The 12,500-nt window shown below is 40.2% G+C and carries 10 protein-coding genes, 1 tRNA gene, 2 rRNA genes, 1 other RNA gene and 1 other annotated feature (1 of these 15 running past the window's edge); of the genes, 10 read left to right on the top strand and 4 right to left on the bottom strand.

The window, feature by feature from the left end; translation table 11 throughout:
* Together JFU50_RS09890 and rrf are read left to right on the top strand one after the other, a co-directional pair.
* Positions 1-835: ribosomal RNA gene (locus tag JFU50_RS09890) — 23S ribosomal RNA — on the top strand; it begins 2,098 nt to the left of the window's first position.
* A 61-nt stretch (positions 836-896) separates the two neighbouring features.
* A 5S ribosomal RNA gene (gene rrf / locus JFU50_RS09885) occupies positions 897-1,012 on the top strand.
* An 89-nt stretch (positions 1,013-1,101) separates the two neighbouring features.
* On the opposite strand, the gene JFU50_RS09880 is transcribed toward rrf, so the two are convergent.
* Entirely contained in the window at positions 1,102-2,067 is a 966-nt protein-coding gene (locus tag JFU50_RS09880; RefSeq protein WP_201222484.1) for a YaaC family protein, read from the bottom strand.
* A 112-nt stretch (positions 2,068-2,179) separates the two neighbouring features.
* On the opposite strand from JFU50_RS09880, the gene guaB reads away from it, so the two are divergent.
* The 4 genes from guaB to JFU50_RS09860 all read left to right on the top strand — a co-directional run bounded on the left by guaB (position 2,180) and on the right by JFU50_RS09860 (position 7,009).
* Positions 2,180-3,643, top strand: coding sequence for an IMP dehydrogenase (gene guaB, locus JFU50_RS09875; RefSeq protein ID WP_201222483.1), 1,464 nt, complete (start codon positions 2,180-2,182; stop codon positions 3,641-3,643).
* Positions 3,644-3,816: 173 nt separating this feature from the next.
* Positions 3,817-5,136, top strand: a complete 1,320-nt coding sequence (locus JFU50_RS09870) for a D-alanyl-D-alanine carboxypeptidase family protein (protein ID WP_242485349.1) — start codon at positions 3,817-3,819, stop codon at positions 5,134-5,136.
* Positions 5,137-5,203: 67 nt separating this feature from the next.
* Positions 5,204-5,430: a binding site (T-box leader), on the top strand.
* A gap of 66 nt (positions 5,431-5,496) precedes the next feature.
* Complete coding sequence (gene serS, locus JFU50_RS09865) at positions 5,497-6,774, top strand: serine--tRNA ligase (protein WP_201222482.1); 1,278 nt, start codon at positions 5,497-5,499, stop codon at positions 6,772-6,774.
* 142 nt (positions 6,775-6,916) lie between these two features.
* A tRNA-Ser gene (locus tag JFU50_RS09860) sits at positions 6,917-7,009 on the top strand.
* Positions 7,010-7,132: 123 nt separating this feature from the next.
* Here JFU50_RS09860 and JFU50_RS09855 read toward each other — a convergent pair.
* From JFU50_RS09855 to JFU50_RS09845, 3 genes are all read right to left on the bottom strand, one after another.
* The gene (locus tag JFU50_RS09855; RefSeq protein WP_098178168.1) at positions 7,133-7,804 is read right to left on the bottom strand and encodes a deoxynucleoside kinase; all 672 of its coding nucleotides are present in this window, start codon (positions 7,802-7,804) and stop codon (positions 7,133-7,135) included.
* Positions 7,782-8,441, bottom strand: coding sequence for a deoxynucleoside kinase (locus JFU50_RS09850; protein WP_201222481.1), 660 nt, complete (start codon positions 8,439-8,441; stop codon positions 7,782-7,784). The genes JFU50_RS09855 and JFU50_RS09850 overlap by 23 nt, the downstream gene beginning before the upstream one ends.
* Before the next feature lie 189 nt (positions 8,442-8,630).
* Positions 8,631-9,176, bottom strand: coding sequence for an isochorismatase family cysteine hydrolase (locus JFU50_RS09845; RefSeq protein WP_201222479.1), 546 nt, complete (start codon positions 9,174-9,176; stop codon positions 8,631-8,633).
* Positions 9,177-9,316: 140 nt separating this feature from the next.
* On the opposite strand from JFU50_RS09845, the gene tadA reads away from it, so the two are divergent.
* From tadA to JFU50_RS09825, 4 genes are all read left to right on the top strand, one after another.
* Positions 9,317-9,823, top strand: a complete 507-nt coding sequence (tadA, locus tag JFU50_RS09840; RefSeq protein WP_057219375.1) for a tRNA adenosine(34) deaminase TadA — start codon at positions 9,317-9,319, stop codon at positions 9,821-9,823.
* A gap of 151 nt (positions 9,824-9,974) precedes the next feature.
* Positions 9,975-10,239: signal recognition particle sRNA large type (ffs, locus tag JFU50_RS09835), an RNA gene on the top strand.
* Positions 10,240-10,425: 186 nt separating this feature from the next.
* On the top strand, positions 10,426-12,114 hold the full coding sequence (gene dnaX / locus JFU50_RS09830) for a DNA polymerase III subunit gamma/tau (RefSeq protein ID WP_201222478.1): 1,689 nt from the start codon (positions 10,426-10,428) through the stop codon (positions 12,112-12,114).
* Positions 12,115-12,135: 21 nt separating this feature from the next.
* Positions 12,136-12,453 carry a YbaB/EbfC family nucleoid-associated protein gene (locus tag JFU50_RS09825; RefSeq protein WP_053348895.1) on the top strand — a complete coding sequence of 106 codons (318 nt, stop codon included), beginning with the start codon at positions 12,136-12,138 and terminating at the stop codon, positions 12,451-12,453.
* The last annotated feature ends 47 nt before the right edge of the window (positions 12,454-12,500 follow it).

The raw sequence follows: 12,500 nt of genomic DNA, 5'->3' as shown, positions 1-12,500 counted from the left end.
CCCGTGGAGCTTTACTGCAGCCTGATATTGAATTTTGGTACAGCTTGTACAGGATAGGTAGGAGCCTGAGAAGCCGGAGCGCTAGCTTCGGTGGAGGCGTTGGTGGGATACTACCCTGGCTGTATTGAAATTCTAACCCGCGCCCCTTATCGGGGTGGGAGACAGTGTCAGGTGGGCAGTTTGACTGGGGCGGTCGCCTCCTAAAGAGTAACGGAGGCGCCCAAAGGTTCCCTCAGAATGGTTGGAAATCATTCGTAGAGTGTAAAGGCACAAGGGAGCTTGACTGCGAGACCTACAAGTCGAGCAGGGACGAAAGTCGGGCTTAGTGATCCGGTGGTTCCGCATGGAAGGGCCATCGCTCAACGGATAAAAGCTACCCCGGGGATAACAGGCTTATCTCCCCAAGAGTCCACATCGACGGGGAGGTTTGGCACCTCGATGTCGGCTCATCGCATCCTGGGGCTGTAGTCGGTCCCAAGGGTTGGGCTGTTCGCCCATTAAAGCGGTACGCGAGCTGGGTTCAGAACGTCGTGAGACAGTTCGGTCCCTATCCGTCGCGGGCGCAGGAAATTTGAGAGGAGCTGTCCTTAGTACGAGAGGACCGGGATGGACGCACCGCTGGTGTACCAGTTGTCTTGCCAAAGGCATAGCTGGGTAGCTACGTGCGGACGGGATAAGTGCTGAAAGCATCTAAGCATGAAGCCCCCCTCGAGATGAGATTTCCCATAGCGCAAGCTAGTAAGATCCCTGAAAGATGATCAGGTTGATAGGTCAGAGGTGGAAGCGTGGCGACATGTGGAGCTGACTGATACTAATAGATCGAGGACTTAACCACGCTTTAAAAAATGAAATACCTTCTTATTATCTAGTTTTGAAGGAACAACGTTCCTTCATTGTTTGGTGACGATAGCGAAGAGGTCACACCCGTTCCCATTCCGAACACGGCAGTTAAGCTCTTCAGCGCCGATGGTAGTTGGGGGTTTCCCCCTGTGAGAGTAGGACGCCGCCAAGCCATTCAAAAAGATCAGCCATCCTTGGCTGGTCTTTTTCGTATATCAGATTTTCCATAAGTCATTTCCTATTGGAAGGTAGTTAGAATAATCAGGGGTTGAACCTTTCAGACCTAATCCATTCAAATATTAAAAATGGTACCTTAGATTGGCTTATTTTAAGGAATTGCACTATACAGGGGTAATCATCATTAGGCATAGTTTTCATCAACTCTGCCCACCATTCTGTTTCATAACGAGCTATTATACTTAGGTTATAAGAGATTAAATAATGAATCAAAAGTTCAGGTAATAAAAAAGCCGACGAACTTTTATTGAGGGATAACATGAATTGTTCCTCTACCAAGTTATACCGTATAGGAGAAGGAGCATTATAAACAAGAACTTTATCTATTTGTATTAGCAGTTTTCCAGGAGTTTCTGTAAGGTGACATATATGATTTATTTTTGATGTCAAAAACTCCTCGAAGCGGCTACTAGTCATTTGATAGCTATCCAATATGGTAGAAGGCAATTGAAAACCATCAGAAGAAGGTAACAGAGGTATAAAATTTTTACGGGAAATATTCCATGCAAGGCTTTGCATATCTGGAATTTCTTTTAATAACGTTTCCATAGAAAATTTTTCACCTTCCATATGTTTTAAATTAAATATTTTTTCAGCAATACAGGTGAAAAGTCCATTCTTTTGCGTTTTTACCTCATCTTTTAAAAAGTCGTATTGTTGCTTTTTTCTCTTTCTTGTAGTTACCCCATGAGCAAGCAACGAAGTGGACTCCGGGTAGTTGGGATCGATGGTAAGTAGACAGGCCTTTAACAATTGGGTAAATCCATAAAAGGATAAAATTGGTTGAATAGAAAGTGGTGCTATAGCAGCCTGTTTATAATAGGTTTTCGCATGTTCAAGATGGTATATAAAAGGATAACAGTTTTCGTAACTTTTTATTTCTGCATCTTCTATTTTTTCATGTGTGTAACATTTTTGTAAAAAAAGTTGAGATGAAGATGCAGAAAAAAAAGGCGTATATTTATCGAAATTATCATTGTTTTCAGGCATTGCAGCCTCTCCTTTGAATTGATAGAATAATCTAACATTTATTTCTCTTCTTGACAGTAGTATGTCCTATTGATAACCTACAAATAATATTTTTAAGCAGGAGGGGAAAATTATGTGGGAAAATAAATTTGCAAAAGAAGGTTTAACCTTTGATGATGTCCTATTAATTCCAGCGAAATCAGAGGTTTTACCGAAAGATGTTAACCTTCAAGTCAACTTAGCCGAGAATTTAAAGCTCAACCTTCCTATCATCAGTGCAGGAATGGATACCGTAACAGAAGCAGAGATGGCAATTGCTATGGCTCGTCAAGGTGGGTTAGGTATTATTCATAAGAATATGTCGATTGAAGCACAAGCTGAATTAGTTGATAAAGTAAAACGTTCAGAAAGCGGTGTTATTACAGATCCATTTTTCTTAACACCAGATCACCAAGTGTTTGATGCAGAGCATTTAATGGGTAAATACCGTATTTCGGGTGTACCAGTTGTTAATAATGAACAGGATCAAAAACTTGTTGGTATTATTACGAACCGTGATTTGCGATTTATTTCCGATTTTTCCTTGAAGATTTCTAGTGTTATGACAATAGAGAATCTGGTTACAGCTCCAGTTGGAACTAACCTGGAACAAGCCGAGAAAATTCTTCAAAAGTATAAAATTGAAAAACTCCCTCTTGTAGACGATAACGGTGTATTAAAAGGGCTTATTACAATCAAGGATATCGAGAAAGTCATTGAGTTCCCTAATTCAGCAAAAGATAAGCAAGGTAGATTACTCGCAGGTGCTGCTGTCGGTGTGACTAAAGATACAATGAAGCGTGTAGAAATGCTTGTTAAGTCTCAAGTAGATGCAATTGTACTTGATACTGCTCATGGTCATTCAACAGGCGTCCTTGACGCAGTAAAGGAGATTCGTGGAAAATATCCTGAACTTACTATCATCGCTGGTAACGTGGCCACTGCAGAAGGAACGAAAGCACTGATTGAAGCAGGAGCCGATGTTGTTAAAGTGGGAATTGGACCGGGATCTATTTGTACTACAAGAGTTGTAGCTGGTGTAGGCGTTCCTCAAATTACGGCCGTTTTCGATTGTGCAACAGAAGCAAGGAAACATGGAAAAACAATTATCGCTGATGGCGGAATTAAATACTCGGGTGATATCGTTAAAGCTCTAGCCGCTGGTGGACACGCAGTCATGCTTGGAAGTATGCTTGCCGGTGTAACTGAAAGCCCAGGTGAAACAGAAATCTTCCAAGGACGCCGTTTTAAAGTGTACCGGGGAATGGGTTCTGTTGCAGCAATGGAAAAAGGTTCTAAGGATCGTTACTTCCAGGAAGATAATAAGAAATTTGTTCCAGAGGGCATAGAAGGACGCCTTCCATATAAAGGACCTCTTTCAGATACTATTTTCCAACTGATCGGTGGTATTCGTTCAGGAATGGGGTATTGCGGTACAGCTTCATTGGAAGATTTGAGAGAAAACTCTCAATTTATTAAAATGACTGGTGCGGGGTTAAGGGAAAGTCATCCACATGATGTTCAAATTACAAAAGAAGCGCCGAACTATTCATTGTAATAAATTTAACTTATAATTGTCATTAAAATTTAAAGTGAAAATAGGCAGAGTCTCCGATGACTCTGTCTATTTTTTTTATTTCTTCTGTGATAAACTAAACAAGGATTAAGGGAAATAGATAGAGTTTCTTCTTTTGTTATAGAGATAAGCTTAATAGTTGGAGGTATTGGAAATTGAAAAAAATCAGCAAGATTACCCTCATTTTCACTTTTGTTTTTGTTCTTGTTATGTCGCAATTTGCCTATCAACCGGGGGAAGCTGAAGCTGAATCTGATAATTTAGGTTTAAAAGCAGAGGCAGCCATCATTATAGATGGTAAAACAGGACAAATCGTGTATGAAAAAAATGCCGATAAAGTATTAGGGATTGCATCCATGTCAAAAATGATGACAGAATACATCATAATGGAGTCAATTGAAAATGGGAAAATCACTTGGGATCAAAAAGTTAAAATAAATAAGTATGTACATGATCTTTCAAAAGCACCGAATTTGTCGAATATTGGTTTAACAGAAGGTGAAGAATATACAGTTAAGGAACTATATCAAGCGATGGCTGTCTATTCAGGAAATGCGGCGACAGTAGCCTTAGCTCAGCTAGTTTCTGGTAGCGAAAAGAATTTTGTGAAATTGATGAACGAAAGAGCAACGAAGCTAGGTCTGAAAAACCATAAATTCGTCAACGCCAGCGGCTTGAATAACTCTAATTTGTTAGGGCAGTATCCTACTGGTAAAAAAGATGAAGAAAATGTCATGACAGCAACTGATACTGCACTTCTTGCTTATCGTCTTATTAATGATTATCCGGAAGTATTAAAGTATGCCAGCATTTCTAAATTGAAGTTCCGTGATGGGAAAGAGTATCCAAACTTCAACTGGATGTTACCTGGTCTGATTTTTGAATATAAAGGTGTAGACGGTCTGAAAACAGGTTCTACTGACTTTGCCGGTTATGGTCATACGGGGACAGTTATCCAAGATGGTCAACGTTATATTACAGTGGTTATGAAGTCTACTACTAAAAATGAACGCTTCAGGGATAGTACTAAGCTGATGGACTATGCATATGCAACATTTGAAAAAGAAAAAATTCTTCCTGCCAATTACCAAGTGAAAGGGAAAGAAACCCTTTCGGTAGTTAAAGGTAAGGAGAAAAATGTTAATATCCAATCTAAAAAAGCGATTGAACTGCTTGTTGAGAATGGTGAGAAAGAAAACTATAAAACAGAATTAGTGATTGATAAAAACAAATTGGACAAAGACGGTAAGTTGACTGCACCAATCAAAAAAGGTGAGAAGGTTGGCTACATCACTGTTACTCCTAAAAATGGTAAAGATTACGGGTATATTAACGGGGATTCAGCGAAGGTTGACGTCGTAGCTGCAGAATCTGTTGAAAAAGCAAACTGGTTTGTGTTATCAATGCGAGCAGTTGGTGGATTCTTTGGTGATGTATGGAGCAGTGTATCTTCTACTGTAAAAGGCTGGTTTTAAGTTTCGTGTATAAAACGGTTGCGTAATGTATAAAATTATAGTACATTATGGAAAAGAATTTGATTATGAGAAAGCCATGACAGGATATAGTAACAAATATTTCTTTCTAAAGAGAGCCGATGGCTGGTGGAAATCGGTGTTAGAGTTTTGTGAATCCCTCCTGGAGCAGAGTATGGAACACCTTAATTGGGTCAGTAATTACTTTCGGTTAAAAGCCGTTATCGTGATAAGTGGAAGGTATTTTTCATATGCCTTCAACTAGGGTGGCAACGCGGGTTAACTCTCGTCCCTTCTTCAGGGGACGGGAGTTTTTTGCGTTCTCTGATAAATTAACAAATCATAAATGAGGAGGAACTGTAAATGTTGGATTTGAAATATGTACGAAATAATTTTGAAGAAGTGAAACGTGTTCTGCAATTTAGAGGAGAAGATTTAACTGATTTAGGTAAATTTGAGGAGTTAGACGTGAAGCGTCGATCTTTAATTGCTGATACAGAAAAACTGAAAAGTAAACGGAATGAAGTTTCACAGCAAGTAGCTGTATTGAAACGGGAGAAAAAAGATGCAGACCAGTTGATTGTGGAAATGCGTGAGGTTGGTGATCAAATCAAAGGATTTGATGATGAACTTCGTGAAGTAGAATCCCAGTTAGGAACGCTGCTGCTTTCTATCCCTAATATTCCACATGAAAGTGTACCAGTGGGTGAAACGGAAGATGATAATGTTGAAATCCGTAAATGGGGCGAATTGCCGCAATTTAAGTTTGAACCGAAACCACATTGGGATGTGGCTGGAGATTTAGGAATCCTTGATTTTGAACGGGCAGCGAAAGTGACCGGAAGCCGATTTGTTTTTTATAGAGGTCTCGGTGCTCGTTTAGAGCGTGCGTTAATTAGTTTTATGCTCGACCTTCATGTTGAAGAACATGGATATGAAGAAATGCTGCCTCCATATATGGTGAACCGTGCAAGCATGACAGGCACAGGTCAGTTACCTAAATTCGAGGAAGATGCTTTCCGTATTGAGAGCGACGATTATTTCTTGATTCCAACAGCTGAAGTGCCTGTGACAAATTTCCACCGTGATGAAATTCTAGGCATAGACGATCTGCCGATAAGCTATGCAGCATACAGTGCATCTTTCCGTTCAGAAGCAGGTTCTGCTGGTCGTGATACTCGCGGGTTAATTCGCCAGCACCAGTTTAATAAAGTGGAATTAGTGAAGTTTGTAAAGCCAGAAGACTCTTATGCAGAATTGGAAAACCTTACAGGACATGCTGAAAAAGTGCTTCAATTGCTAGGCCTTCCTTATCGAGTATTAAGCATGTGTACAGGCGATCTTGGTTTCACTGCTGCGAAAAAGTATGATATCGAAGTCTGGATCCCGAGCTATGGAACGTATCGTGAAATTTCATCTTGTAGTAACTTCGAAGCATTCCAGGCTAGAAGGGCTAATATCCGTTTCCGCCGTGATGTTAAAGGGAAACCAGAACATATTCATACACTTAATGGGTCAGGATTGGCAATCGGCCGGACAGTTGCCGCACTATTGGAAAATTATCAGCAGGAAGATGGCAGTGTTGTCATCCCTGAAGTATTACGACCTTATATGCGCGGTGTGGAAGTCATTAAACCATAATGTTTCAAAAGTATAAAAGGAACAGTTTCTCGTAATAGAGAAACTGTTCTTTTTTTATTTGGTTTAATAATTATTTTAAAAAAATGTTCTAAGAGTGCTTGACTTTGATTTTGATTCAATGTATTATAATAAATGTTGATACGGAGGTATACCCAAGTTCGGCTGAAGGGATCGGTCTTGAAAACCGACAGGGGAGTCAAATCCCGCGGGGGTTCGAATCCCTCTACCTCCTCCATAACTTATTAATAACCACAGCGCATAAATTGGATATCGTTAAATTCCGTTACATCTCTGTAACGGAATTTTTGTTTTCTAATATAATAAAAAACCACTGGGATTCCCGGTGGTTTTTTATTATTTATATTTTTCGTAATAATCTGGTTTGCTCCATATATTCAGCGATCCGTTTTATAAGAGATTCAATACTAGCCTCATCTTGCTTAAGGTCATATTCATTTATATTTAATCGAAGGACCGGACAGGCATTAAATTGATCAATCCATTCTTCGTAACGGCCGTGCATTTCCTTCCAATACTCAATAGGAGTGTGCTGTTCCATCGGCCGCCCCCGTTCTTGGATCCGGTCGAGGATATCATCAAGTGATCCCTCGAGATAGATAAGCAAGTCAGGATGAGGGAAGTAGGGTGTCATTACCATCGCGTTGAATAGGCTTGTGTACGTTTCGTAGTCTACTTCGTTCATTGTCCCTTTTTCATAATGCATCTTTGCAAAAATTCCTGTGTCTTCATAGATGGAACGATCTTGGATAAAACCGCCGCCATATTCAAAGATTTTTTTCTGCTCTTTAAACCGTTCAGCGAGGAAGTAGATTTGCAGGTGGAAACTCCAACGATCAAAATCATCGTAAAATTTATCCAGGTAGGGGTTCGTATCAACCTTTTCAAAAGATGTCCTAAATTGTAGGGCATTCGCTAATGCGTTGGTCATGGTCGATTTACCTACACCAACCGTCCCTGCTATCGTAATGACGGCGTTGTTTGGAATATTATACTTCTTTCGTAAGTTCATGTGGCTGTACTCCTTTTTGCAGGGCATTCTCTATTTGGATGATTATCGTGTTCAAGTCATTCCTATTCCCAACGAAATCCAATTCATCTCCATTAAATGTAAGAACAGGTATGTCAGGGTGCTGTTTCTCAAACGTTTCCATAAATGTTTGATAATCCGAAGATAACTGCTCTAAATAATGGGAGCTGATGTTTTTTTCGAATTCACGTCCTCTTTTGCCGATTCGGGACAGAAGAGTATCCAGACTTGCGTTTAAATAAATAACCATATTTGGTTTCGGCATATCTCGAGTTAAGATATTGAATATTTCAAGGTATTTATTGTATTGTCCGTTTTTTAACGTACGTTCAGCAAATATTAAGTTCTTGAATATATGGTAATCAGCCACTACGGCTTGGTCATTAGTAAGGAACTTCGTTTCAATATCTTCTAATTGCTTGTAACGGTTACATAGAAAAAACATTTCTGTTTGAAAGCTCCACTCATCGATATTGTTATAAAATTTCCCGAGAAATGGATTCTCATCAACGATTTCCTTTAATAGTGAAATTTGGAAATGGTCAGCGATAACTTTTGCTAGTGATGTTTTCCCTACACCGATTGGACCTTCGACAGTGATAAATGGGGTGATTTTCATCCATTCTGTCCTCCTTCAATGAGGTATAGGACTGAAACTCCCAGTTTATTAGGTTTTTCAGCCAAGAGATATTGTATCACAGACTTGAAGCTTAAGTGATATTTTTGTCCGGTGTTAATGAAGGAGAATTTAGGAGTGTCATGCGAGGGTAGTGGAATGTCAGTGCCTAGTTGGACGAAGTCTTTCAATCTAAACGTCTCTGCTTTTTTGTGTGGAAGCTTTGAGAACATGATTCATCATCGTTAACGCATAAAGGTTATCTTCTTTTGATGCAGAAGCGATACAATCCTCAGGGATCCATAATTGGTACTCTCGCATATAGGCATCATTAGCCGTGAATAACACACAGATGTTACCAGCAATGCCGGTAAGAATTAAGGTTTCCACCTTCAGTTGTTTAAGCAGTGTATTAAGGGCAGTCCCATAAAAAGCCGAATGCTTCGGTTTGATGAGAAAGAACTCATCTTTTTGTGGTTTGATTTTTTCAATTAGCTGAGCATTTCCTGTATTTTTACAGGTGTCGATAATCTTATCGAAGTCAGCCTGCCATAAATCATAATGGTCATTGATATAAATGATAGGGAATCCCTTTTCTTTCATGTGCTTTTTCAACTTCAGTATTGGCTCGATGATAAGCTTCGTATGTTCAAGGAGCATGTCACCGTGATTGAAATTAAAATCATTAATTATATCAATGATAAGCAAAGCAAAGGAAGGGGAAGTAGATTTTTTCATGTTAAATCCTCCTTATATTGTTTGAATTTACTTGCAGCCTGTAGGTCGCTTGCGTTACTATTCATTAGAATAAGTAGTATGACCTTTATTTTGTCTTATATTTGTCTGTTTACTCCTACTTAATATGAGGGGGTTTTTTTATGAAAGATGATGCCTATTACATGAAATTGGCTTTAAAGGAAGCTGAAAAGGCGCAGATGTTGAACGAAGTGCCGATTGGAGCTTTAATTGTGATAGATGATCAAATAGTTTCGAGGGGGCATAACCTGCGGGAAACAGAGCAGAATGCTACTGCCCACGCGGAGCTACTTGCGATTAATGAGGCTTGTGGTTCACTTGGTAGTTGGCGCCTTGAGAAGGCGACACTTTATGTAACGTTGGAACCTTGCCCTATGTGTGCTGGGGCTATTCTGCAATCGAGGGTGAAAAGGGTCGTTTTTGGCGCCCATGATCCAAAGGCAGGCTGTGCAGGGACATTTATGGATTTACTTCAAGACGAACGCTTCAACCATCAGTGTGAGGTTACAAGCGGTGTGTTGCGGGACGAGTGCGGAGGGATCCTGACAGCCTTTTTTAAAGAGCTTAGGAATCGAAAGAAAACCTTGAAAAAGGAGAAAGCACTCAAAAATATGGAAGAAAATAAATAACCTTGTCTGAATACTTGATGTGCGTGCCTTTTTCCTTTTATAAAGATTAGGGAAATAGACTGTTCAATGAACAAGGCTTGCGTTTTTTTTGTTACCTTAGTATAATGAATTATGCGTCGATGTGACGCTATGAAAATTGGTATTACATTTGCCGTGCTAGACGGGGAGGTAGCGGTGCCCTGTACTCGCAATCCGCTCTAGCGAGGTTGAATTCCTTCTCGAGGTTAGCGTACTGTAGGGTCTGCCTTAAGTAAGTGGTGTTGACGCCCGGGTCCTGCGCAATGGGTCTCCATGAACCATGTCAGGTCCGGAAGGAAGCAGCATTAAGTGGAAGTTCTCATGTGCCGCAGGGTTGCCTGGGCCGAGCTAACTGCTTAAGTAACGCTTATGGTTGCTAATCGACAGAAGGTGCACGGCAGTTATTTTACATAATCAAAAAACTCATTCGTATCGGGTGAGTTTTTTTGCACGTTAAGAAGTTAAATTAGTTGTAAATCTTGAAAAGAATATGACAATCAGTGAGTTTTCTTTAAGCTGACTTTGAAAATAAGGAAATCAGTAATGTATAATAAACAAGATGGAGAAAATAAGGAGGGATTTCCGTGGGGTATCAAGCATTATACCGGGTATGGCGGCCACAACAATTTATTGATGTAGTTGGGCAGGAACATGTAACAAAAACGTTGCAGAATGCCCTAATCGGGCAAAAGGTTTCGCATGCCTATTTATTCTCCGGTCCACGTGGGACAGGGAAAACGAGCGCTGCCAAAATTCTTGCAAAAGCAGTGAATTGTGAGCATGCCCCGATAAGTGAACCCTGCAACGAATGTGCTACCTGCCGCGGAATCACTGATGGCTCCATATCAGATGTTATTGAAATTGATGCAGCATCCAATAATGGTGTCGAAGAAATCCGTGACATTCGTGATAAGGTCAAATATGCACCGAATGCGGCTACATATAAAGTTTATATTATTGATGAGGTACATATGCTTTCACAAGGGGCCTTCAATGCGTTATTAAAAACATTGGAAGAACCGCCAAAGCACGTTATTTTTATATTAGCAACGACTGAACCTCATAAGATTCCGCTAACGATTATTTCGCGTTGTCAACGGTTTGATTTCAAAAGAATTCAGCCGCAGGATATTGTTGGGCGTATGGCTCAAATCATTGCTGAAACAGGGGTTTCATGTGATGAACAGGCCTTGCATATTATTGCGAGAGCAGCTGAAGGCGGGATGCGTGATGCGCTAAGCTTGCTTGACCAGGCAATTTCATTCAGTTCAGAGACGGTATCTGTAGAAGATGCATTGACTGTCACTGGTTCTGTTTCGCAGGCATTCTTAAGTCGGTTGGCAAAAGCAATTTATGATAAAGAAGTAGCAGTGGCACTTGAAGTACTTGATGAATTGTTGGCTATGGGAAAAGACCCAGCTCGGTTCATTGAAGACATGATTTATTATTTCCGTGATATGTTGTTGTACCAAACAGCACCAGCTCTCGCTGAATCTTTTGAGCGCGTGTTAATCGATCCGCAATTTAAAGAATTATCAGAAGTCATCTCTTCTGAATCGATTTATTCCACTATTGAAAGTTTCAATCAAACACAGCAGGATATGAAATGGACGAATCATCCAAGGATTTTCCTTGAAGTGGCTCTTGTGAAATTATGTAATGAGCAAAGGCCAAATCAAATGGACAATGGGCAGATTCAACAATTGCTTCAGAAAATAGAGGATTTGGAAGTTAAATTACAGGAAATACAGAGAAGTGGCATCTCAGCGGCTGTGGCAGAAAAGCCTGCAGAACAGGCGAAATCACAGCGGGTTATAAAAAAGGCTTATAAAGCGCCAACAGGCAAGATTAATCAAGTTTTAAAACAAGCAACGAAACCAGATTTGAATGTAGTGAAAAGCAAGTGGGGCGAAGTACTTGAACAATTAGGTCAGCAAAACCAAAAGTCATTAGCAGCTTTATTAACAGAAGCAGAACCTGTTGCTGCGTCAACTGAGGCTTTTGTGGTAAAATTCAAATATGATATCCATTGTCAAATGGCAATGGAAAATAACCGTTTCGTGGAAGTGATTGCCTCAATCATGCAGCAATTAACTGGTCGCCGTATGGAGATAGCTGGAGTTCCAGAGAGCCAATGGCAGAGGTTGCGAGAGGACTTTATTTCAACACAGCAGTTCGAAGGTACAGAAGAAACGGAATCAAAAGAAGAAGACCCCTTTATAGCAGAGGCTAGAAAATTAGTCGGCGATGATTTACTTGAAATTAAAGAATAATTGGAGGTAGGAAAAATGGGTATGCGCGGTGGTAATATGCAAAACATGATGAAACAAATGCAGAAGATGCAAAAGAAGATGGCAGAGGCACAAGAAGAGCTAGGTGAAAAAAAGATTGAAGGTACTGCAGGCGGTGGAATGGTAACAGTTATCGTGACAGGGCATAAAGAAATAGTTGATGTAATCATCAAACCAGAAGTTGTTGACCCAGATGATATCGATATGCTTCAGGATTTAGTATTAGCTGCTACCAATGATGCTCTGAAAAAAGCAGAAGAACTGACAAACCAGACGATGGGGCAATTTACTAAAGGGATGAACCTTCCAGGTATGTTTTAAGCAAGTTCAAAAGAAACTTCCTTTCAGGAGGTTTCTTTTGAAATTTT

The sequence above is a fragment of the Peribacillus sp. TH14 genome, assembly GCF_016651145.1.
GTDB classification, from domain to species: domain Bacteria; phylum Bacillota; class Bacilli; order Bacillales; family DSM-1321; genus Peribacillus; species Peribacillus butanolivorans.
Note: the sequence above shows the minus strand (reverse complement) of the source record. Positions and strands in the feature narration are given on the sequence as shown.

Excerpts from the sequence above, each read along its gene's own strand:
- JFU50_RS09845 (WP_201222479.1), bottom strand. The coding sequence starts at position 9,176 with ATGAAAAAATCTACTTCCCCTTCCTTTGCTTTGCTTATCATTGATATA.
- serS (WP_201222482.1), top strand. The coding sequence starts at position 5,497 with ATGTTGGATTTGAAATATGTACGAAATAATTTTGAAGAAGTGAAACGT.
- JFU50_RS09850 (WP_201222481.1), bottom strand. The coding sequence starts at position 8,441 with ATGAAAATCACCCCATTTATCACTGTCGAAGGTCCAATCGGTGTAGGG.
- JFU50_RS09880 (WP_201222484.1), bottom strand. The coding sequence starts at position 2,067 with ATGCCTGAAAACAATGATAATTTCGATAAATATACGCCTTTTTTTTCT.
- guaB (WP_201222483.1), top strand. The coding sequence starts at position 2,180 with ATGTGGGAAAATAAATTTGCAAAAGAAGGTTTAACCTTTGATGATGTC.
- tadA (WP_057219375.1), top strand. The coding sequence starts at position 9,317 with ATGAAAGATGATGCCTATTACATGAAATTGGCTTTAAAGGAAGCTGAA.
- JFU50_RS09825 (WP_053348895.1), top strand. The coding sequence starts at position 12,136 with ATGCGCGGTGGTAATATGCAAAACATGATGAAACAAATGCAGAAGATG.
- JFU50_RS09855 (WP_098178168.1), bottom strand. The coding sequence starts at position 7,804 with ATGAACTTACGAAAGAAGTATAATATTCCAAACAACGCCGTCATTACG.